This window comes from Brevibacterium album DSM 18261 (genome assembly GCF_000426445.1).
GTDB classification, from domain to species: Bacteria; Actinomycetota; Actinomycetes; order Actinomycetales; family Brevibacteriaceae; genus Brevibacterium; species Brevibacterium album.
In genome coordinates this window covers 172,287-194,464 of sequence record NZ_AUFJ01000011.1, presented here as the reverse complement: position 1 = coordinate 194,464, position 22,178 = coordinate 172,287, and the positions used below count along the sequence as shown (strand labels likewise).

Here is a 22,178-nt window from a genome sequence, read left to right as displayed (position 1 = left end):
AAGCGGGACGGACGCGGACGAAAGTCTCTCCCGCAGCCCCTGCGGGCCGCTCCGCACCCGGACCCCGCACGCCCGCCACTGGGGCGCGCGGTTCACTGGGATCGAGCTGACGAGTGCGGATCAGATGGGATACTCCCCTTCACCGAGGCACTATGGTACACGCTGGCGGAGCGCACCCGATGTGTTCTGCGCCTCAGGCGTGACCGGCCTCCTGCATCTGCCGCAGCTCCTTCTTGAGATCGCCGAGCTCATCGCGCAGCCGCGCGGCGAGCTCGAACTGGAGGTCGGCGGCGGCCTGGTGCATCTGCTCCGTGAGCGTCCCGATGAGCTCCACGAGGTCCTCGGCCGGCGGGGCCAGCGTCTCGCGGCCGGCCCGGGCGGCGCGCTGCTCGTCCGTGATCGTCGCGTTGAAGCCGCGCTTCCCCTTGCCGTAGTCGAACTCCGCGAGGATCTCGCGCGTGTCCTCGTCCTCGCGGCGCAGGCGCTCCGTGATGTCGGAGAGCTTCTTGGTGAGCGCACGGGGCTCGATGCCGTGCTCCTCGTTGTGCCTGATCTGCACCGCGCGGCGGCGGTCCGTCTCGTCGATCGCCTCGCGCATCGAGCGGGTGACGGTGTCCGCGTACATGTGCACCTCGCCGCGGACGTTGCGGGCCGCGCGCCCGATCGTCTGGATGAGCGAGGTGGTCGAGCGCAGGAAGCCCTCCTTGTCCGCGTCCAGGATGGACACGAGCGAGACCTCCGGGAGGTCGAGGCCCTCGCGCAGCAGGTTGATGCCCACGAGCACGTCGAACTCACCCGCCCGCAGCTCGGACAGCAGCTCCACGCGGCGCAGGGTGTCCACGTCCGAGTGGAGATACTGCACGCGCACCTCGTTCTCCAGGAGGTAGTCCGTGAGGTCCTCGGCCATCTTCTTGGTGAGGGTGGTGACGAGCACCCGCTCATCGCGCTCGACCCGGAGCCGGATCTGCTCGAGCAGGTCGTCGATCTGCCCGCGCGTGGGCTTGACGGTGATCTGCGGGTCCACGAGCCCGGTGGGGCGGATGATCTGCTCGACATGCCCCCGGGAGCGCTCGAGCTCGAAGTCGCCGGGAGTGGCCGAGAGGTAGACGGTCTGGCCGATCCGATCGAGGAACTCCCCGAACTTCAGCGGCCTGTTGTCCAGCGCGCTGGGCAGCCGGAAGCCGTGGTCCACGAGCGTGCGCTTGCGCGACATGTCCCCCTCGTACATGCCCCCGATCTGCGGCACCGTCACATGGGACTCGTCGACGACCAGCAGGAAGTCCTCGGGGAAGTAGTCGAGGAGGCAGTTGGGGGCGGTGCCCGCCGCACGGCCGTCGATGTGCCGGGAGTAGTTCTCGATGCCCGAGGTGAAGCCCATCGACTGCATCATCTCGAGATCGTAGGTGGTCCGCATCTTCAGGCGCTGGGCCTCGAGCAGCTTGTCCTGCGATTCGAGCTCGGCCAGCCGGTCCGCAAGCTCCGTCTCGATGTCCCCGATCGCCCGGCCCATCCGCTCGTTGCCGGCGACGTAGTGGCTCGCGGGGAAGATGTGGACGACCTCCTCCTCGCGGACCACCTCCCCGGTGAGGGGGTGCAGGGTGTAGAGGGCCTCGATCTCGTCGCCGAAGAACTCGATGCGCAGCGCGAGCTCCTCGTACTGCGGGATGATCTCCACCGTGTCCCCCCGCACGCGGAACGTGCCGCGCGTGAACGCGAGGTCGTTGCGCGCGTACTGCATCTCCACGAACCGCTTGAGCAGCGCGTCCCGGTCGAGCTCCTGCCCCACCGTGAGCGAGACCATCCGGTCCACGTACTCCTCCGGGGTGCCGAGGCCGTAGATGCAGCTGACGGTCGAGACCACGACGACATCGCGGCGGGTGAGCAGGGAGTTCGTGGCGGAGTGGCGCAGGCGCTCGACCTCGTCGTTGATCGAGGAGTCCTTCTCGATGAAGGTGTCCGTCTGCGGGACGTAGGCCTCCGGCTGGTAGTAGTCGTAGTAGGAGACGAAGTACTCGACCGCATTGTGCGGCAGCAGCTGCCGGAACTCGTTGGCCAGCTGCGCGGCCAGCGTCTTGTTGGGCGCCATGACGAGGGTGGGCCGCTGCACCTGCTCGATGAGCCAGGCCGTCGTCGCGGACTTGCCGGTGCCGGTCGCGCCCAGCAGCACGATGTCCTTCTCCCCCGCCGCCAGCCGCTCGGAGATCTCCGTGATCGCGGTGGGCTGGTCACCGGACGGCGAGTACTCGCTCACGACCTCGAACGGCGCCACCGAGCGGACCACCTCCGGCCGGTGGCCGACGAGCGGCACGGGAATCTGCCGGGCGCCTGCGGCGGTCTCGCCGCCCTGCGCCTGTGCGTCTGTCTGCGGGTCTGCGCTCATGCCCCACACGATAGCGCGAGGCACGGACACGGGGCTCCCGCCGCCTGTGGGCCCGGACGCGTGCGGCTAGACTCGCCTGCGGCAGCCAACCCCCGCCAGGAGGCGAACATGACCGCAGTCTCGAAGGCCCACACCGTCTGGAAGGGTCCCCTCAGGGAAGGGTCCGGCACCGTGAGCGCCGGCTCCGCCCCCGCCCTCGACCTCAGCTGGACGGCGCGCGCCGACGGCGACCGCTCCGCGACGACCCCCGAGGAGCTGCTGGGCGCGGCCCACTCCGCCTGCTTCTCGATGGCGCTGGCCAATGCGCTCACCGCGGCGGGGACTCCCCCGGAGGAGCTGTCGACGGGAGCCGATGTCGAGTTCGATCCCGCCAGGGGGATCACCGGCATCCACCTCTACGTCGTGGGCCTCGTCCCGGATCTCAGCGAGGCGGACTTCCGGATCGAGGCCGAGCGGGCGAAGAAGAACTGTCCCGTGTCGCAGGCGCTCAAGGGCGTGAGCGTCTCGCTCAGCGCCTCCCTGCGCTGAGCCGCAGGGTCCACGTCCGCAGGCGGAGCCGCGCGGGCTGGCCCGGATCCGCGTGCCGGAACAGACGTTCCCCGGCGCTCGCCGAGGCCCCGGCCTCCGGCAGCCAGCCGGCGGCCGTGAGGGCGCGCACGAGCTCGGGCACCGCGCCGCTCTCGGCCGCGAGATCGAAGGCGAGGCCCACACCCGGCACGGAGGTCGGGGTCGACGGCGTCTCCACCAGCGCCGCCTCGGCCAGCGTCCCGCTCTCCGTGAGAACGCGTGCGAGGCGCGCGTGCAGACGCGCTCCCGCATGTGCGCGGACGGCGGCCTGCGCCTCGGTCTCCGGCTCTGCCCTCGCCGCAGCTCCCGGCTCCGGCCGCCCCTCTGCGAGCGCGCGGGCGAAGGGGGCGATGCGGCCGGCCCAGAGCCGCTCGAACTGCGCACGCAGCTCCCCCGGGGCGCCGCTGTTGTCGAGCACCGCATCGCAGGCCGCGTAGCGCTGGGCGTCATCGGCCTGCTGTGCGATGCGCCGCTGCGCATCCGCGCGGTCCAGGCCCCGGGAGCGCACGAGCCGGTCGAGCCGGATCTCCTCCGGCACGTCCACCAGCACGCACAGGTGGTAGGCGGCGCCCATTCCGTTCTCCACGAGCAGCGGCACATCGTGGACGACGACCGCGTGGTCGGCGAGTCCGGCGATCCGCTCGCGCGTCCGCTCCCCGATCGCCGGGTGCATGATCGCATTGAGCGCCGCCGTGCCCTCAGCGGAGGCGAAGGCGGCTGCGGCCAGCGCCGGGCGATCGAGCTCCCCCTCCGCCGTGAGGACGCCGGGCCCGAACTCCTCCGCCAGCGCCGCGAGCGCCGGCTGACCCGGCGCCACGACCTCGCGGGCGATCGCATCGGCGTCGACCACCGCCGCTCCCGCTTCGCGCAGCAGCCCCGCGACGGTGGACTTGCCCGCGCCGATGCCCCCCGTCAGCCCGATGCGCAGCGGGCCGGCACCTGCCGACCGGCAGCCGCCGGATGTGCTCTCAGTCATGGGGCCACTCTACGATGACGTCTCGCTCCGCGAGGCGTGCCGGTCCGAGCGCATCGGCCGGGGCCACCTCGGCGATGTGCGCGCGCAGGGCCTGGGCGAAGCCGGCGGTCTCCCCCGCGCGCAGCAGCGCCACGAGCGCCTCGTGCTCGGCGATGATCTCCTCGCAGCGGGCGAGCAGCCTCGCGCCGGCGGCGAACAGCACGAACCGGTGCCGGTCCGCGAGCCGCTCGTAGAGCTCGAGGAGCACGGCATTGCCGCCCGCTTCGACGAAGCCGTGGTGGAACTCCAGGGTGAGGCCGATGAACGCCCGCACATCTCCGCGGGCGAAGGCCTCGCGCTGCGCCTCGACGGATGCGGCGAGCCGCTCGGCGAGCCGCAGCCGCAGGGGCTCCGGGGCGCGCTCGACCGCCGTCGACTCGAGGACGAAGCGGGCATCGGCGAGCTCGGCGACGGCCTCGGCGCTCATCCCGGTCACGAGGACGCCGCGCTTGGGGTAGACGACGATCCAGCCCTCGTCGGCGAGCCGCGCGAGCGCCGTGCGGACCGGTGTCCGGCTCACCCCGAGCTCCGCCGCCAGCGTCGCCTCCCCCAGCATGGTGCCGGGTGCATGGGTGCCTTCGAGGATCCCATCGCGGATCGTCCGGTAGGCGCGCTCGGCCGCGCTCATGCGCGCGCCCACGGGCCGGAGCGGCGCAGATGCGGTGCCGCCCGGAGGAAGAAGACGAGTGCGACGACGAGCACGCCCGTCGCCATGAGGTTGATCCAGAGGAAGCCGCCCGTCTCAAGCACAGTGCCGGCCATCGCGGCCATGAGCGCCCCGCCCAGATTCATCGCCGAGTCCGAGGCGCCCTGCAGCGGCACCTTCGCCTCTGCCGGGACCGACGCGGTCAGCAGGGAGGAGCCGCCGATGAGGAACATCGACCAGCCCACGCCCAGGAGGATGAGCGCGATCGTGAGCAGGCCCATCGAGGACTGCGGCGCGAGCGCGTCCCAGACCCCGAGGACGATCGTCAGCGCGAAGACGACGGCGCCGGAGGCGATGACGGTCGCCGGCCCCCAGCGATCGGACATCCAGCCGAAGACCGGGGACAGCGCGTACATGCCGGCGATGTGGAGGCTCACGACGATGCCGATCGCGGACAGCTCGAAGTGCTGGTGGTCCATGTGCACGGGCGTCATCACCATGACATTGGTCATCATCATCTGCCCGGCGACGATCGTGATGATCGCGAACAGCGGCACGGGGCGGGCCAGCGCCCACCGCAGGGCGGGTCCCAGCCGGAGCTGCGCCGGGGCGCGGGCCGCATCCTCGCCCTCGCCGGCGGTCGCGGGCGCGCTCGCCTCCCCCGTGAGGGAGAGCGCGGAGAGCGAGGCCAGTGCGAAGGCGCCCATCGAGATGACGTAGGGGCCGGCGAGCGGATGCATCCCCAGCGCTTCCCCCAGCCGCGCCCCCGGCTCCGTGAACGTCGGTCCGAGCACCGAGCCCACCGTCGTGGCCCACACGACGAGCGACATCGCCCGCCCCGTGGCCCCGGGAGCGGCGAGATCGACGGCGGCGTAGCGGGCCTGCAGGCCCGAGGCGGTCGAGGAGCCGCACATGAGCATGCCGAGCATGAACACGGGCATGAGGTCGAGGGCGACACCGAGCATCACCACGAGCGCACCCGCCGTCCCGATCCCGAATCCCAGCGTGAGCGCCGTGCGCCTGCCCCTCCGGCCGGCCAGGGCCGCGAGCGGATAGGCGAGCAGCCCCGCGCCGAGGATCACGCTCATCTGCGCGAATCCGGCCATCGCCGTCCGGCCGGAGATCTGCTCGGCCAGCAGCCCGCCCACGGCGTAGCCCGACGCGATGCCGGCTCCCGAGAACAGCTGCGCGGTGATGAGCTTGGCCTGCGCTCCTGCATGCGACCTCATAAGTGCGGGGCCTCCTTGAGTCCATCTTGGATGCAAGTAGGAGCCTAGAGGACGAGTGATGGGACGGGAAAGGGAGTCCGCTCTGCGGACGGCGCGCAGGCGAAGCGCTCCGGCAGGACAGCTCAGGCCAGGCCGCGCAGATCCAGGACCCACACATCGTCCACGAGGCGGGCCTGTGCGCCCGAGGCCGCGCGCAGCGCCTCTGCGAGCTCGTCGCCGGCGGCGGGCAGCCGAGGCACGTCCGCCGGCACGAGGACGAAGTCCGTGCCCCGCGCCGCGGAGTCGAGGACGGCGGTGCGGAGTTCCTCCCGCGGGACTGCGTCGAGGCCCTCCTCGCCGATCCGGCCCAGCGCCTGATCGAGCGGGTCGAGGAGGGACTGGTAGATCACCGGGTGCTCGGGGGTCGAGCCGATGAAATAGCCCCCGGTCTCCCGGTAGTGCAGTCCCGTGAGCGCCTGCCACACCATCGCCTGGTCGGCGTCGGCCTCCGCGAGCGCGCGCGGCTGCGGCACCGCCTTGACGACGGCCTCGGCCGGGATGCTCTGCTCCCATGCGCCGTCCCGGAAGAACTCCGGGATCGCGATCTCCCTGGCCTGCACGCCCGCGGGTGCGAGCGAGGCCGCTGCGAGCACGAGCCCGGTGACCGCGACGATCCGGCTGCGGCCGGCGCGGTCGGCCGTGTCCTGCAGCAGCACCGCGGTGAGCACCGCGAGGCAGAGGACGACGTGGACCGACAGCCGCATGGGCAGGACGTTGTCGAGCACCGGGATCTGCTCGACGAGGGCGAAGGGCCCGGGCACCCCGGTGTCGCCGCCGCCCACCCGCAGCGAGGAGCCCATCGACAGGAGCCACACGAGCACGCCGGTGAGCGCCGTGATGCGCACAAGCGCACCGTACCGCGGGCTGTTCCACATGCGGACGGCGGCCCAGACGCCCAGCAGCAGCCAGACGAGTGAGAGGTGGCCTCCCACCTCCGCGGGGTCGATGCCCACGACGCGCTCGATCGCCTCGGGCTCCTGCCCGAAGGGCGCGAAGCCCGGCGGCACGAGCGCATCCGCGAGGTCGTTGCTCCACACCCCGTGCGGCCGCAGCGCCTCGCGCGGAGCGCCAGGGCCCGCGAGCATCGTCGAGAGCAGGGGTGCCGCCAGCAGGAGCGCGCTCACCGCCGCACCCGCGCCCACCACGGCGGCCGGCGCGAGTCGCGCGAGCAGGCGCCCGCGCAGCACGACGGCGGTCGCAAGCAGGCAGACCGAGGCCGCGAGGAACGTCCCGGCCAGGAGCTCGGTGGAGAGGTAGAACTGCCAGCCGACGGCCGCGGCCAGCAGCACGCCCGCCGGGAGAAGGCGCTGGAGCCTGTGCGCGAGGCCGCCTCCCCGCGGGCCCGTCACCGCCGCATGGACGAACACGCCCACGAGCGGCGGCAGCGCCGCGAAGCTGAGGTTGAGATGGCCCCCGGCCTGTGCGACGAGGTAGGGCGAGAAGGCGTAGAGGGTCGCAGCCGGATACGCCGCTCCCGGCCGGGTGAACCGCGTGAGCAGCAGCGCGCACGCCATCCCCGCGGCGACCGGGGAGGCGAGGATGCACAGGTTGTAGACGACGACCGGACCCAGCCACCACGTGAGCGGGGCCAGCGGCAGAGCGAGCCCCAGGACGCTCGTGTTCCAGGCGGCGTTCACACCGTCCGGATGGTTCATCCGCACGGTGTGCAGCGCCGTGGTCTCCCCCGAGCCCGCGCCGAACCAGGAGGCCGCCACGTCTGCGGCGTGCGCGAACCACCAGATGAACAGCGAGCTGTCGTCGCTGGTCGCATAGACCCGTCCGCCGAGGTCCGCGAGCACCTCGCGGAACACGAGTGCCGAGAGTGCTGCGAGGACGAGGGCGAAGCCCGCCCACCGGGCGACCGGGCGGCGAAGGAGGCTTTCGGACGCGCCGAAGGGCTCCCGGACCGGAGTCCGGGAGCCCTTCGGTTCAGCGCTCAGCAGGGACAGCTGAAGCGACCGGTGCTCAGGCGCCCGCGAGCTTCTCGCGCAGCGCGGCGAGAGCCTCGTCACTGGCGAGCGTGCCCTCGTCGGCAGGCGTCTCGGAGGCGTAGGAGGCGGCCGAGGGGACGGCGGCTTCCACAGCGGCATCCGCTGCTGCCTCCGAGTCCGCGGCGATCGCCTTGGCGACCTGCTTCTTGTGCTCCTCCCAGCGCTGCTGAGCGGCGGCGTACTGCTGCTCCCACTCCTCGCGCTGGGTCTCGAAGCCCTCGAGCCACTCGTTGGTCTCCGGGTCGAAGCCCTCCGGGTACTTGTAGTTCCCGTCCTCGTCGTACTCCTGGAGCATGCCGTAGAGCGCGGGGTCGAGGAACTCCTCGGCCTCCGGGTCCACGCCCTCGTTCGCCTGCTTCAGCGAGAGCGAGATGCGGCGGCGGTCCAGGTCGATGTCGATGACCTTGACGTAGATGGTCTCGTCCACGCTCACGACCTGCTCGGGCAGGTCGATGTGGCGGACGGCCAGCTCGGAGATGTGCACGAGGCCCTCGATGCCGTCCTCGACGCGCACGAACGCACCGAACGGAACGAGCTTCGTGACCTTGCCCGGCACGATCTGCCCGATGACGTGCGTCCGGGCGAAGTGCTGCCAGGGATCCTCCTGCGTGGCCTTGAGGGACAGGGACACGCGCTCGCGGTCCATGTCCACATCGAGGACCTCGACGGTGACCTCGTCGCCCACGGCGACGACCTCGGAGGGGTGCTCGATGTGCTTCCAGGAGAGCTCGGAGACGTGGACGAGGCCGTCGACACCGCCGAGGTCCACGAACGCACCGAAGTTGACGATCGAGGAGACGACGCCGGGACGGACCTGGCCCTTCTGCAGGGTCTGCAGGAAGTCGTGGCGGACCGCGGACTGCGTCTGCTCGAGCCAGGCGCGGCGCGAGAGGACGACGTTGTTGCGGTTCTTGTCGAGCTCGATGATCTTCGCCTCGACCTGCTGGCCGATGTAGGGGGCGAGGTCGCGCACGCGGCGCATCTCGACGAGCGAAGCCGGCAGGAAGCCGCGGAGCCCGATGTCGACGATGAGACCGCCCTTGACAACCTCGATGACCGTGCCGGTGACGACACCGTCCTCTTCCTTGATGCGCTCGATGTCGCCCCAAGCGCGCTCGTACTGCGCGCGCTTCTTCGACAGCATCAGACGCCCGTCCTTGTCCTCCTTGGTGAGGACGAGGGCCTCGATCTCATCGCCGACCTCGACGACCTCGGAGGGGTCGACGTCGTGCTTGATGGAGAGCTCGCGGGAGAGGATGACGCCCTCGGTCTTGTAGCCGATGTCGACGAGAACCTCATCGCGGTCGACCTTGACGACAGTGCCCTCGACGATGTCTCCGTCGTTGAAGTACTTGATGGTCTCGTCGACGGCGGCGAGAAAGTCTTCTGCGGACCCGATGTCGTTGACTGCGACCTGGTTCTGCTTCGCCGCGTCCGGCGTGGTGGTGGTCATTAGGTAAGGGACTCCGTGTAATGGAATGCGGTCCGCGATCCCGGAACGGACCACGGTCTCGTGGTGGATTGGATCTCTTGCGCATGCGTTCCGTGCTCGTCCGGGATACAGGTGCACGGAGTGCATACGGTCAAATATGCTAGCACCTCCGGGGCGGTTCGCGCACGCGTCGATCCGTCCCGCACCCGCATCGCACACCCCATCGACAGAGAGGTTCCGCACGTGACCGAGGGAGAGTACTCGCCGGAGATCATCAGCGGCGGCTATCTGGCGATCGGGGACGAGGAGTCCGTCCGCGCCAACCGCTCATACTGGGACGGCTCCGCAGAGGAGTACCTCGCCGAGCACGGCAGCTTCCTGGGGGCCTCCGAGTTCGTCTGGTGCCCCGAAGGGGTCCGGGAGGACGACATCGGGCTCCTCGGCGACATCACCGGCAGACAGGTGCTCGACGTGGGCTGCGGGGCCGGCCAGTGCACCCGCTGGCTCGCCGAGCACGGGGCCACGGCCACGGGCGTCGACCTCTCCTCCGGCATGCTCGAGCAGGCCTCCCGGCTCAGCCGCGAGAATCCGCTCCGGGAGGGCTCCGTGCCTCCCACGTTCCTCCAGGCGGACGCGCGCTCGCTGCCGTTCCCCTCGGGCAGCTTCGACATCGCCTGCTCCTCCTACGGGGCCCTGCCCTTCGTCAAGGACGCCGATGCGGTGCTCGCCGAGGCCGCGCGCGTGCTACGCCCGGGCGGGCTCTGGGTGTTCTCCGTCACCCATCCGCTGCGCTGGATGTTCCCGGACGTTCCCGGTGAGAGCGGGCTCACGGTCGAGTACTCGTACTTCGACCGCACCCCCTATGTGGAGCTCGACGCCTCCGGCGAGCCCGCCTATGCCGAGCACCACCGGACGATGGGCGACTGGATCCGCCTGCTCGTCGAGGCCGGCTTCGAGATCACCGGCCTCACGGAGCCGGAGTGGCCGGAGTCCAACCAGCTCTCCTGGGGAGGCTGGTCGCCGCTGCGCGGGCAGCTCATGCCCGGCACCGCGATCTTCTCCGCGCGGCTGCGGGGCTGAGCCTGCGGGGCTGAGGCGGGCCGGCCGCCGAGGCGCCGGCCCGCAGGCTCAGTGGGCGGCGGCGTGCCAGCTCGCGCCGGTCCCCACATTCACGTCCAGCGGGACGTCCAGCTCCGCGGCCCCGCCCATCTCCCGGCGCAGGATCTCCTCGACGGCCGCTGCCTCCCCGGGAGCGACCTCGACGATGATCTCGTCGTGGACCTGGAGGAGCATGCGGGAGCCCAGGTCCGCCCCGGTCAGCGCCGCCTCCACCGCGATCATCGCCCGCTTGACGATGTCCGCCGCGCTTCCCTGGATGGGCGCGTTGAGGGCGGCGCGCTCGGCCATCTCCCTGAGCTGCCTGCGGTCGGAGCTGAGCGCGGGCAGGTAGCGGCGGCGGCCGTCCATCGTCTCGGTGAATCCGCGCTCGCGCGCCTCCTCCACGACGGCGGAGAGGTAGTCGCGGACGGCGCCGAAGCGCGCGAAGTACTCGTCCATGAGGCCGCGCGCCTCGTCCACCCCGATGCCCAGCTGCTTCGACAGCCCATAGGCGGACAGCCCGTACACGAGCCCGTAGGACATGGCCTTGACCTTGCTCCGCATCTCCGCCGTGACATCCTCCGTCGCGACGCCGAACACCTGCCCGCCCACATAGGCGTGCAGGTCCTCGCCGGCCCGGAAGGCCATGATGAGGGAGGGATCGCCGGAGAGGTGCGCCATGATGCGCATCTCGATCTGCGAGTAGTCCGCCGTCATGAGCGATTCGCTCCCCGGCCCCGGCACGAACACCTCGCGGATGCGGCGCCCGGCTTCGGTGCGCACGGGGATGTTCTGGAGGTTGGGGTCCTTCGACGAGAGCCGGCCCGTGGCCGCCGCCGTCTGCAGGTACGTGGTGTGGATGCGCCCGGCCTCGCTCACCGTCTTCTCCAGCCCCACCGTCGTCTGGCGGAGCTTGATGCGGTCGCGGTGGGCCAGCAGGTGCTGGAGGAACGGATGGCCGGTGCGCACGAAGAGGTCCGCGAGCGCGTCGGCGTCCGTCGTGAAGCCCGTCTTCGTCTTCTTCGTCTTCGGCATCTCCAGCTCCTCGAAGAGGACGGTCTGGAGCTGTTTGGGCGAGCCGAGGTTCACCTCGTGGCCGATCGCGGCATAGGCCTCCCGCGCACTCGCCTCGGCCTGTGCGCCGAACTCCTCCCCCAGCTCGTGCAGACGCTGCGCGTCCACCGCGATGCCGCGGGCCTCCATGTGCGCCAGCACGCCCTGCACCGGCATCTCGATCTCGTCCATGATGCGCGTGAGGTGCGAGTCCTCGAGCGCCTCCGCGAGGACGGGGCGCAGCTGCAGGATCGTCCACGCCGCCGCATGGAGGGCATCGGGTCCCTCCAGCTCCGGGGCCGCGCCGAGCCGCTGCTCGGCGACCTCCGCGAGGGCGTAGCCGCGCCGGTCCGGCTCCAGCAGATAGGCGGCGAGCTCCGTGTCCCAGTCCGCGTGCGCTCCGGGCACCCCGCTCACGCGCAGCGCCTTGAGCTGGGGCTTGGCATCGTGCAGGACGAGGCGCGGGTGCCGTGCGAGGAAGCCTGCGACCGCCTCCGAGGCCGCCGCGTCGAGCTCGGAGAGCCGCACGAGCGTCGTCTCCTCGCCGTGCGCGAGGGCGAGGAGATCGGCCGAGCCGAGGCCCAGCTCGTACACGGCGTCCGTCGCGAGCCCCACCCAGGTCTCCGGGTCCATGCCCTCGAGCAGGGCCGTGACCCCGGCGGAGTCCGGGGAGGCCGGCTCCGGGACCTCCGCGGCGGTCCCGCCGGACTCGCCCCCGCCGGCTGCGATCCCGAACACCGCCTCGGCGCGCTTGCCGAGCACCGCGAACTCGAGCTGATCGAGGAGGCTGCCGAGCGCCTCGGCATCAGGGCTCGTGAGCCGGGCCTCGGCGACCGGCACGGGCAGTTCGAGATCGTCGAGGAGGCGGTTGACGCGATAGTTGCGGCGGACGTCGTCGAGGTGGGCGCGCAGGCTCTCACCGGCCTTGCCGCCGATCTCCTCGGCGTGCTCGAGCAGCCCGTCGAGATCGCCGTACTTGTTCAACCACTTCGCCGCGGTCTTCTCCCCCACCCCGGGCACACCGGGCAGGTTGTCCGCCTTCTCCCCCACGAGCGCGGCCTGGCCGCGGTACTGGACCGGCGTGACGCCGTACTTCTCGCTCACGGCCTCCGGCGTCATCCGGGTGAGGTCCGACATGCCGCGCTTGGGGTAGAGCACCGTGACTCCGGGCCGGACGAGCTGGAAGGTGTCCTTGTCCCCCGAGGCGATCCGCACGTCGATCCCCGCCTCCTCACCGAGGCGGGCATAGGAGGCGAGCACGTCGTCGGCCTCCACTCCCTCCAGTGCGACGACCGGGATGCGCATGGCCTCGAGCAGGTTCTCGATGAGCTCGACCTGCCCGTGGAAGTCCGGCGGCGTCTTCGCCCTGCCGTCCTTGTAGCCGGGGTGTTCCGCCAGCCGGAAGGCGGGCCGGCCGCGGTCGAAGGAGACGAGCACATGGGTGGGGTGCTCCGCCTCGAGCGCCGTCAGCAGCATCGAGACGAAGCCGAACACGGCGTTCGTCGTCTGCCCCGTCGAGGTCGCGAACTTCTCCGGCGGCAGGGCGTGATAGGCCCGGTAGGCCATCGAGTGCCCGTCGATGAGCAGGAGCGATTCCGGTGAGGAGCTGTCGTTCTGAGTCACTCCCCCAGCCTACCGGGCCGCGCGGACGCGGGCCGGACTAGAGTGAGGACCGCACAGCGCCCGCAGACGAACGGCGCCCGCAGAAGAGGAGTCCCCATGCACCAGCTGTCCGCCGTTCCCCGCGTCACGCCCGAGTCCACCCCGGAGGACTGTGCGCGGATGCTCGCGCAGTTCGCGATGCCGGCCGGCACGCTCATGGAGCGGATGGGGATCGAGCTCACGGGCCTGGGATACGACTTCGCGGAGGCCTCCTGCCCCGTCGAGGGCAACCTCCAGCCTGCCGGGCTGTTCCACGGCGGCGGCCATGTGGTGATCGCGGAGACCCTGGCCTCCATGCACTCGGCCGCGCGCACGGGTACGGCCGTCGTGGGCGTGGACCTCAACGCGACGCATCTGCGCTCGATCACGGCGGGCACCGTCTTCGCCCGGGCCGAGGTGCTGCACGGCGGGCGGCGCCTCTTCAGCCACGAGGTCAGGATGACGGATGCGGACGACCGACTGCTGTCGATCGTCCGCATCTCCAATATGGTGCTGGGCGGCTGAGGGGCCCGTCCCCTCGGCGGAGTTCAGTCCTTCTTCGCGCCGATCTGCGAGAGCACGGTCTCCGCGACCTCGCGCATGGTCAGGCGGCGGTCCATCGAGGTCTTCTGGATCCAGCGGAAGGCCTCCGGCTCGGTCAGCCCCATCGACGAGATGAGGAGGCCCTTGGCGCGCTCGACGAGCTTGCGGGTCTCGAAGCGGTCGGTGAGATCGGAGATCTCGGTCTCGAGCGCGGTGATCTCCGCGTGGCGCGAGAGGGCGATCTCGAGGGCCGGCAGCAGATCGTTCGAGGAGAACGGCTTGACGACGTAGGCCATCGCGCCGGCGTCGCGGGCGCGCTCGACGAGCTCCTTCTGGGAGAAGGCCGTGAGGAGGACCACGGGCGCGATGCGGGCCGAGACGATCCGCTCGGCCGCGGAGATGCCGTCGAGGACGGGCATCTTGATGTCCATGACCACGAGGTCGGGGCGCAGCTCCTCGGCCAGGCGGATGGCGGACTCGCCGTCGGCGGCCTCGCCGACCACGTCGTAGCCCACCTCGCGCAGCATCTCGACGATGTCGAGCCGGATCACCGCCTCGTCCTCGGCGACGACGACGCGCTTCACTGGTCCTGTGCCGGAGTTCGAAGTCTTCTCTGTTTCACTCACGCCCACCATGCTACCGCCCTGAGCCGTGCTGCGGCGCGCGCGGACTTCGGTTCGCGGCGTGACCTCGTCTACACTGCTGTGGTGCCCGCGCGCAGGAGTGCGGCGGGCGCGGCCGGATTGGCGGAATCGGCAGACGCAGCGCACTCAAAATGCGCCGCCTTCGGGCGTGAGGGTTCGAGTCCCTCATCCGGCACAGTCGTCTTGAGAGCGATCACCGCACGTATGTGCTAACTGCGTCGCAGCAGGGCTGCACGCGCAGAGACCGCATACGTCGAGCCCGACCCGCTCAGATCCCTTCGTCGTCCACCTCGTCGCGATAGGCCGCGGTCGCACCGCGGAGGGCATCGCCGAGCTGGTGGATCCGCAGCGCATTGGTCGAGCCGGGGATGCCGGGAGGCGAGCCCGCCACGATGACGCACAGCGAGCCCTCGTCCGCGATCCCCTGCTGCAGCAGGGTCCGGTCGACCTGGCGCGCCATCTGGTCGGTGTGGTGGACCTGCCGCACGAGGTGGGAGACGACCCCCCAGCTCAGCTCCAGCTGATTCGCCACCTTCTCCTCCGGGGTGAAGGCGAGCACGGGCCGCCGCTGGCGCAGGCGGGACATGCGCCGCACGGAGTCGCCGGACTGCGTGAACGTGCACAGCAGGTCGATGCCGAGCTGCTCGGCGATCTGCACCGCCGCCGCGGTCACCGCTCCCCCGCGCGTGTGCGGCTCCGTGCCCAGCGGCGGGATCCGATCGAGGCCGCGCTGCTCCGTGGACTCGATGATCCGGGCCATAGTGCGCACCGCCTCGCGCCAGTGCGCGCCGACCGACGTCTCCCCCGAGAGCATGAGCGCATCCGCGCCGTCGAGCACCGCGTTCGCGCAGTCGCTGGCCTCGGCGCGGGTGGGACGCGGCGAGTCGATCATGGACTCGAGCATCTGGGTCGCGACGATGACGGGCTTGGCCTGCCGGCGCGCGAGCTCGACGGCCTCCTTCTGCACGATCGGCACGTCCTCGAGCGGCAGCTCCACCCCGAGGTCCCCGCGCGCCACCATGATGCCGTCGAAGGCATCGATGATCGCGCGCAGGTTATCGACCGCCTGCGGCTTCTCGAGCTTCGCCATGAGCGGGACGAACACGCCCTCCTCGGCCATGATGGCGCGCACGTCCTGGGCGTCCTCCGCGCTGCGCACGAAGCTCAGAGCCACCCAGTCCACGCCCGCGCGCAGGCCCCAGCGCAGATCGTCGACGTCCTTCTCGCTCATGGCCGGGACGGAGACGGCCACACCCGGGAGGTTGATGCCCTTGTGGTCGGAGATCCGGCCGGCGATCTCGACCTCCGTGACGACATCGGTGTCCGTGACCTCGACGGCGCGCAGGCGGATCCTGCCGTCGTCGATGAGCAGCGGGTCGCCGGGCTCCACATCGCCCGGCAGCCCGGCGTAGGTCGTGGAGACGGCCTCGGCGTCGCCTGCGACCTCGCGCGTCGTGATCGTGAAGCGCGCGCCCTCGGCGAGCTCCGGCTTCCGCCCGTCCGCGAACCTGCCCACTCTGATCTTGGGGCCCTGGAGGTCCAGGAGCGCCCCGACCGTGCGCCCCGAGTCGTGCGCCGCCCGCCGCAGCCAGTCCAGCCGCACGGCGTGGTCCTCGTGCGTGCCGTGGCTCAGGTTGAAGCGCGCGACATTCATGCCCTCGTCGATCAGGGCGCGCATGTCCTCGTAGGAGTTCTGGGCGGGTCCGAGCGTGGCGACGATCTTGGCATGCCTCATGGCTCCAGCCTAGTCCATCCCTCCGCTGGTCAGAGCCGCCCGGCACCCCTCACACCGCGAGCGCCCGATCATGCGCGGTCACCGGCGAGGGCAGCGCCGTGGCACCGCTGAGGTGCGCGTCGACGGCCGCAGCGGCCGCGCGGCCCTCGGCGATCGCCCACACGATGAGCGACTGCCCGCGTCCGGCGTCGCCGGCGACGAACACGCCGGGCAGCGCCGTGGAGTAGTCGGCCGCCCGGCCCAGGACGCGGCCGGAGAGGCCGAGCCCCCAGTCCTCCAGCGCCTGCGTCTCCGGACCGGAGAAGCCCATCGCGATGAGCACGAGGTCCGCGGGGATCTCCTCCTCCGTCCCCGGCTCCGGCACACGGCCGGCCTCCGTGTACTCGGTGCGGGCGACGCTGAGCGCGCGCACGCGCCCGTGCTCATCGCCCACCGCGCGCACCGTCGAGGCGAGGAAGCGCCGCTCCCCGCCCTCCTCGTGGCTCGTCGACACCTCGAAGACCCGCGGCACCGTCGGCCACGGCTGGTCCTCGGGCCGCTCCCCGGGCGGGCGCCTGCCGATCGCGAGGCTCGTCACGGACGCAGCCTGCTGCCGCAGCGCCGTGCCGATGCAGTCGGAGCCGGTGTCGCCGCCGCCGATGACGACGACGTGCTTCCCCGCCGCGTCGATGAGCTCTCCGCCGAGCTCATCGCCGGCCTGCCGGCGGTTGGCCGGCACGAGGTAGTCCATCGCGAAGTGCACGCCGTCGAGCTCGGCGCCGGGCACCGCGAGCTCGCGGGGCACGACCGCACCCGTGCACACGACGACCGCATCGACGCGCGCGGCCAGCTCCTCCCAGCTCAGATCGACGCCCACCTCGATCCCGGTGCGGAACCGGGTGCCCTCGGCGCGCATCTGCTCGAGCCTGCGGTCGATGTGGTGCTTCTCGAGCTTGAAGTCCGGGATGCCGTAGCGGAGCAGGCCGCCTGCCCGGTCCTCGCGCTCGTACACCACGACGGCGTGCCCGGCGCGCGTGAGCTGCTGGGCGCACGCGAGCCCCGCCGGCCCCGAGCCCACGACGGCCACGGTGCGCCCCGACATCCGCTCCGGCACCTGCGGGGTCACGAGCCCCTGCTCGAAGGCGCGGTCGATGATCGTCACCTCGACGTTCTTGATCGTCACGGCGGGCTGGTTGATGCCGAGGACGCAGGAGTCCTCGCACGGTGCGGGGCAGGCCCGGCCCGTGAACTCGGGGAAGTTGTTCGTCGCGTGCAGGAGCTCGCTCGCACGCGCCGTCTGCCCCCGCCACATCGCGTCGTTGAACTCCGGGATGAGGTTGCCGAGCGGGCAGCCGCGGTGGCAGAACGGCACACCGCAGTCCATGCAGCGGCCGGCCTGGCGGATGAACGCCGCACCGTCCTGCCGCTGCTGGATCTCCCGGTGGTCGAGGAGGCGCAGCGGGACAGGGCGCTTGGGCGGGAGTTCGCGCTCGCGGACGGTGAGGAAGCCGGTGGGATCAGCCATGGGTGGTCTCCAGGATGCGGGTCCAGGCCTCTGGACCGTCGGGATCGGCGCCGTCGGCCTCCGCGGCCGCGCGGATGGCGGTGACGGAGAGGAAATCGGCGGGGACGAGGGTGGTGAAGCGGCCGAACACGTCTTCGCCGCGGTCGAGCGAGGCGAAGAGCGAGGCCGTGAGCGGCGAGCCGGTGCGCGCGAGGTGCTCGGCGAGGATGCCGTGCAGCTCATCGGTCTCCGCCCCGGAGAGCGCCCGCAGCCGGAACCGGCCGGCTGCCCTGTCCTCGCGGTTGAGCCGGTCCGGATTGAAGTCGAGGAGGTAGGCGGTGCCGCCGGACATGCCCGCGGCGAAGTTCCTCCCCACGGGCCCGAGCACCACTGCGGTGCCGCCCGTCATGTACTCGAGGGCGTGGTCGCCCACCCCCTCGGCCACCGCGACGGCACCGGAGTTCCGGACGAGGAACCGCTCGCCCACCTGGCCCGAGAGGAAGAGGCGGCCCGAGGTGGCCCCGTAGCCGATCACGTTCCCCGCGATCACATGGTCCTCGGGGCGGAGGTCCGCCGCCCCCACGACGCCGCTGGGCGCCGGCGCCGCGGAGACGATGCCGCCCGAGAGCCCCTTGCCCACGTAGTCGTTGGCATCGCCCGTGTGCGTGATCGTCACGCCGGCCGGCAGGAAGGCGCCCAGGGACTGCCCCGCGCTGCCGGTGAGCCGCAGCTCGATGGTGTCGTCGCCGAGCAGGTCCGTGCCGTGCTCGGCGGTGACCCTGTGCCCGAGCATCGTGCCCACCGAGCGGTCCACGTTCGTCACCGTCCGCGTGAGCACGAGCGGGCGGCGGGCGCGGATCGCCTCGGCGGCCTCGGCGATGAGCGGGGCGTCGAAGTGCTCCCCGAGCCGGTGGTCCTGTCCCACCGTGCGCTTGCGCACCACGGCGGTCTCCCCGGCCGCGGTCACCGGGACGGTGAGGATGTCGCTCACATCGAGGCCCGCGGCCTTCCAGTGGCGGATCGCCCGCCTGCGGTCGAGCCGCTCCACCTGGCCGATCGCCTCGTCCAGGCTCCGGAAGCCGAGCTCGGCGAGCAGCTCCCGCACCTCCTGCGCGATGTACTCGAAGAACGTGATGACGAACTCCGGCTTCCCGCTGAAGCGGCCGCGCAGCTCCGGGTTCTGGGTCGCGACGCCCACGGGGCACGTGTCCTTGTGGCACACGCGCATGAGGATGCAGCCGCTCACCACGAGCGGCGCGGTCGCGAAGCCGAACTCCTCCGCCCCCAGGAGCGCTGCGATGACGACGTCCCGGCCCGTCTTGAGCTGGCCGTCGACCTGCACGGAGACGCGCTCGCGCAGCCCCGACTGGATGAGCGTCTGCTGCGCCTCGGCCAGTCCGAGCTCCCACGGCACGCCCGCGTGCTTGAGCGAGTTGAGCGGGCTCGCGCCGGTGCCGCCGTCGTGCCCGGAGATGAGCACGACGTCCGCCTGCGCCTTCGCCACGCCTGAGGCCACCGTGCCGACGCCGGACGAGGCGACGAGCTTGACGTGGACGCGGGCGGCCGGATTGGCGCGCTTGAGGTCGTGGATGAGCTGCGCGAGGTCCTCGATCGAGTAGATGTCGTGGTGCGGCGGGGGCGAGATCAGCCCCACCCCGGGCGTGGCGTGCCGCGTGCGCGCCACCCAGGGGTAGACCTTGGACGGAGGCAGCTGTCCGCCCTCGCCCGGCTTCGCCCCCTGGGCCATCTTGATCTGGATGTCGTCGGCCTCGGTGAGGTAGAGGCTCGTGACGCCGAACCGCCCGCTCGCCACCTGCTTGATCGCCGACCGCCGTTCGGGATCGAGGAGGCGCTCGACGTCCTCGCCGCCCTCGCCCGTGTTCGACTTCGCGCCCAGGCGGTTCATCGCGATCGCGAGCGTCTCGTGCGCCTCCTGCGAGAGCGAGCCGTAGCTCATGGCGCCCGTCGAGAAGCGCCTGACGATCGCGGACACCGGCTCGACCTCCTCGAGCGGGACCGGCCCGCCCTCGGCCGGCCGCAGATCGAAGAGGCCGCGGAGGGTGAGCAGCTCCTCGGCCTGCGCATCCACCCGCGCCGTGTAGTCCTTGAAGATCCCGTACTGCCGCGTGCGGGTGGAGTGCTGGAGACGGAACACCGTCTCCGGGTCGAAGAGGTGCGGCGGGCCCTCGCGCCGCCAGGAGTACTCGCCGCCGACCTCGAGCGGCCGGTGCGGGAGGGGATTCGAGTCCATGGGGTAGGCCTGCCGGTGCCGGGCCTCGACCTCGGCGGCGATGCCGTCGAGGCCGATCCCCTCCAGGCGGGCCCGCGTGCCGGTGAAGTATTCGGCGACGAGCTCCGAGGAGAGCCCGAGCGCCTCGAACGTCTGCGCGGCGTGATAGGAGTGCACCGTCGAGATGCCCATCTTCGACATGACCTTGAGGAGGCCCTTGCCGAGCGCGCGCAGGACGTTGCGCACCGCCGTCTCCTCGTCGACCCCCGCGATCCGGCCCTCGCGCACCATGAGCGCGGCGGTCTCCATCGCGAGATAGGGGTTGACGGCCGAGGCCCCGTAGCCGATGAGCGCGGCGACATGGTGGACTTCGCGCACATCGCCGGCCTCGACGAGCAGCGACACGCGCGTGCGGGTCCGGTTGCGGATGAGGTGGTGGTGCAGGGCCGAGGTCGCGAGCAGCGAGGGGATCGGCGCGAGCTCGGCGTTCGAGTCCCGGTCGGAGATCACGAGGAACCGCGCACCGCGCTCGATCGCCTCGTCCGCCGCGGAGCAGAGATCGGCGAGGCGCCGGCCGAGGCTCTCGCCGCCGCCGGGCCGGTAGCGGGCCCGCAGGACCGAGGTCGCGGTCCCCCTGCCGCCGTGCGACCGCTCGGGCGGGAGGTGGACGAACGCCGCGAGGTGCTCGTTGTCGATGACGGGGTAGGGCAGGTCCACCTGGAAGATGTCCTGCGGTCCGGCCGCCAGCAGATTGCCCTCGCTGCCGATCCCCACGCTCACGGAGGTGACGAGCGCCTCGCGGATCGCGTCGAGCGGCGGATTCGTCACCTGTGCGAAGCTCTGCGCGAAGTAGTCGAAGAGCAGCCGGGGACGCTCGGCGAAGGCCGCTACGGGGGTGTCGGAGCCCATCGCGCCGAGCGGCTCCGCGCCCGTCTCCGCCATCGGGCCGATGAGGATGCGCAGCTCCTCGTCCGTGTAGCCGAACGTGCGCTGGCGCCGCTCGACCGAGGCGTGGGGGTAGGTGACGCGCTCGCGCTCGGGCAGCTCCCCGAGCGCCATCGTCGTCTCGGCCACCCATGCGTCATAGGGCGCCTCAGCCCCCAGCCGCGCCTTGATCTCGGTGTCGGAGACGATCCGGCCGGCGGCCGTGTCGACGAGGAACATGCGGCCGGGGCGCACCCGGCCGCGGGCCAGCACCCGGTCCTCGGGCAGGTCGATGACGCCGGTCTCGCTCGCGAGGACGACGGTGTCGTCCGTGAGCGTGTACCGCGCCGGCCGCAGGCCGTTGCGGTCCAGCACCGCGCCCACGAGCTCCCCGTCGGTGAAGGAGACGCACGCGGGACCGTCCCAGGCCTCCATGAGGAGGGCGTGATAGCGGTAGAACGCGCGCCGCTGCTCGGAGACGTGGGGATCGGACTGCCACGCCTCGGGGATGAGCATCGCCATCGCGTGCGGCAGCGAACGGCCGGACATCACGAGGAGCTCGAGCACCTCGTCGAGCGTGCCGGAATCGGACAGGTGCGGGTTGACGACGGGGAACAGCCGCGCGAGGTCCGCATTGGAGCCGTCCCCGTCCGGGGAGGCCAGGAGCGGGGAGGCGAGCTCGGACTCCCGGGCGGCCATCCAGTTGCGGTTGCCGCGCACCGTGTTGATCTCGCCGTTGTGCGCGAGCATCCGGAATGGCTGCGCGAGCGGCCAGGACGGGAAGGTGTTTGTGGAGAAGCGCGAGTGGACGATCGCGATCCGGGTGGCGAACCGCGGGTCCGAGAGGTCCGGGTAGAACGGCTCGAGCTGTCCCGTGCTCACCATGCCCTTGTACACGAGCGTGCGCGTGGACAGCGAGGGGAAGTACACGCCGGCCCGCTCGGCGCGCTTGCGGAGTGCGAACGCGCGCCGGTCGAGCGCCCAGGGATCCGCCTCGCCGTTCTCCGCGGTCCGGAGGGGGCGGTCCGGATCCGCTGCGAGGAAGACCTGGGCGAAGTGCGGCATCGCCGCCCGCGCCGAGGCGCCCAGCACCGCAGGCTCCACCGGCACCTCGCGCCAGCCGAGCACGGTGAGGGCCTCTTCACGGGCGAGCTCCTCCACGAGCGCACGGCCGCCGGCCGGATCCGCGGCGTCGAGGAACGCCGTGCCGACGGCGTATTCGCCGGCGCCCGGCAGCGCGAAGTCCGTGACGGCGGAGAGGAAGGCGTGCGGGACCTGCACATTGATGCCCGCGCCGTCGCCCGTGCCCTCGTCGCCGCCCACTCCCCCGCGGTGCTCCATGTTCCGCAGCGCGGTGAGCGCCTGGACGACGACGGCGTGATCGGCCTCGCCGCGGTAGCGTGCGACGAAGGCGAGACCGCAGGCATCGTGCTCATCGGCGGGGTCCGCGAGACCGTGGGCGGGAGGCCTCCCGGAGTGGGGGAGTTCGGGATGCGTGCGTGCGGAGGCAGGTCTCATCGGAGCACCG

General features: G+C 71.7%; 14 protein-coding genes and 1 tRNA gene. 4 read left to right on the top strand and 11 right to left on the bottom strand.

Annotated features, from left to right (window positions below; genetic code table 11):
- Positions 1-193 precede the first annotated feature (193 nt).
- Positions 194-2,380 carry an excinuclease ABC subunit UvrB gene (uvrB, locus tag K318_RS0108195; RefSeq protein WP_245579812.1) on the bottom strand — a complete coding sequence of 729 codons (2,187 nt, stop codon included), beginning with the start codon at positions 2,378-2,380 and terminating at the stop codon, positions 194-196.
- Positions 2,381-2,488: 108 nt separating this feature from the next.
- On the opposite strand from uvrB, the gene K318_RS0108190 reads away from it, so the two are divergent.
- The gene (locus K318_RS0108190; protein ID WP_029089134.1) at positions 2,489-2,908 is read left to right on the top strand and encodes an OsmC family peroxiredoxin; all 420 of its coding nucleotides are present in this window, start codon (positions 2,489-2,491) and stop codon (positions 2,906-2,908) included.
- Here K318_RS0108190 and coaE read toward each other — a convergent pair.
- The 5 genes from coaE to rpsA form a co-directional block, all read right to left on the bottom strand.
- On the bottom strand, positions 2,889-3,923 hold the full coding sequence (gene coaE, locus K318_RS20345; protein ID WP_051297709.1) for a dephospho-CoA kinase: 1,035 nt from the start codon (positions 3,921-3,923) through the stop codon (positions 2,889-2,891). The genes K318_RS0108190 and coaE overlap by 20 nt on opposite strands.
- Entirely contained in the window at positions 3,916-4,590 is a 675-nt protein-coding gene (locus K318_RS20340; protein WP_051297755.1) for a GntR family transcriptional regulator, read from the bottom strand. Before K318_RS20340 ends, coaE begins: the two co-directional genes overlap by 8 nt.
- Positions 4,587-5,837: an MFS transporter gene (locus K318_RS20335; protein WP_035281261.1), complete on the bottom strand. Its 1,251-nt coding sequence runs from the start codon at positions 5,835-5,837 to the stop codon at positions 4,587-4,589. Before K318_RS20335 ends, K318_RS20340 begins: the two co-directional genes overlap by 4 nt.
- 122 nt (positions 5,838-5,959) lie before the next feature.
- Positions 5,960-7,687, bottom strand: a complete 1,728-nt coding sequence (locus K318_RS20330) for a hypothetical protein (RefSeq protein WP_156913864.1) — start codon at positions 7,685-7,687, stop codon at positions 5,960-5,962.
- 154 nt (positions 7,688-7,841) lie between these two features.
- Complete coding sequence (gene rpsA / locus K318_RS0108160) at positions 7,842-9,320, bottom strand: 30S ribosomal protein S1 (RefSeq protein ID WP_029089132.1); 1,479 nt, start codon at positions 9,318-9,320, stop codon at positions 7,842-7,844.
- Between the two features lie 222 nt (positions 9,321-9,542).
- Between rpsA and K318_RS0108155 the strand changes: the two genes are divergently transcribed.
- On the top strand, positions 9,543-10,379 hold the full coding sequence (locus K318_RS0108155; RefSeq protein ID WP_029089131.1) for a class I SAM-dependent methyltransferase: 837 nt from the start codon (positions 9,543-9,545) through the stop codon (positions 10,377-10,379).
- A gap of 48 nt (positions 10,380-10,427) precedes the next feature.
- On the opposite strand, the gene polA is transcribed toward K318_RS0108155, so the two are convergent.
- Positions 10,428-13,073: a DNA polymerase I gene (gene polA, locus K318_RS0108150; RefSeq protein ID WP_029089130.1), complete on the bottom strand. Its 2,646-nt coding sequence runs from the start codon at positions 13,071-13,073 to the stop codon at positions 10,428-10,430.
- A 96-nt stretch (positions 13,074-13,169) separates the two neighbouring features.
- On the opposite strand from polA, the gene K318_RS0108145 reads away from it, so the two are divergent.
- Positions 13,170-13,616 (top strand): PaaI family thioesterase, encoded by a 447-nt coding sequence (locus K318_RS0108145; RefSeq protein WP_029089129.1) that lies wholly within the window; start codon positions 13,170-13,172, stop codon positions 13,614-13,616.
- Positions 13,617-13,639: 23 nt separating this feature from the next.
- Here the strand turns inward: K318_RS0108145 and K318_RS0108140 are convergent, their stop codons facing one another.
- Complete coding sequence (locus tag K318_RS0108140; protein ID WP_035281135.1) at positions 13,640-14,269, bottom strand: ANTAR domain-containing response regulator; 630 nt, start codon at positions 14,267-14,269, stop codon at positions 13,640-13,642.
- 102 nt (positions 14,270-14,371) lie between these two features.
- On the opposite strand from K318_RS0108140, the gene K318_RS0108135 reads away from it, so the two are divergent.
- Positions 14,372-14,453: transfer RNA gene (locus tag K318_RS0108135), tRNA-Leu, on the top strand.
- Positions 14,454-14,546: 93 nt separating this feature from the next.
- Here the strand turns inward: K318_RS0108135 and pyk are convergent.
- Genes pyk through gltB form a run of 3 tightly spaced genes read right to left on the bottom strand, consistent with a single transcriptional unit; the run spans position 14,547 to position 22,168 of the window.
- Positions 14,547-16,013, bottom strand: coding sequence for a pyruvate kinase (pyk, locus tag K318_RS0108130; RefSeq protein ID WP_029089127.1), 1,467 nt, complete (start codon positions 16,011-16,013; stop codon positions 14,547-14,549).
- A gap of 49 nt (positions 16,014-16,062) precedes the next feature.
- On the bottom strand, positions 16,063-17,517 hold the full coding sequence (locus K318_RS0108125; RefSeq protein ID WP_029089126.1) for a glutamate synthase subunit beta: 1,455 nt from the start codon (positions 17,515-17,517) through the stop codon (positions 16,063-16,065).
- Positions 17,510-22,168, bottom strand: a complete 4,659-nt coding sequence (gltB, locus tag K318_RS0108120; RefSeq protein ID WP_029089125.1) for a glutamate synthase large subunit — start codon at positions 22,166-22,168, stop codon at positions 17,510-17,512. The genes K318_RS0108125 and gltB overlap by 8 nt, the downstream gene beginning before the upstream one ends.
- Between the last annotated feature and the right edge of the window lie 10 nt (positions 22,169-22,178).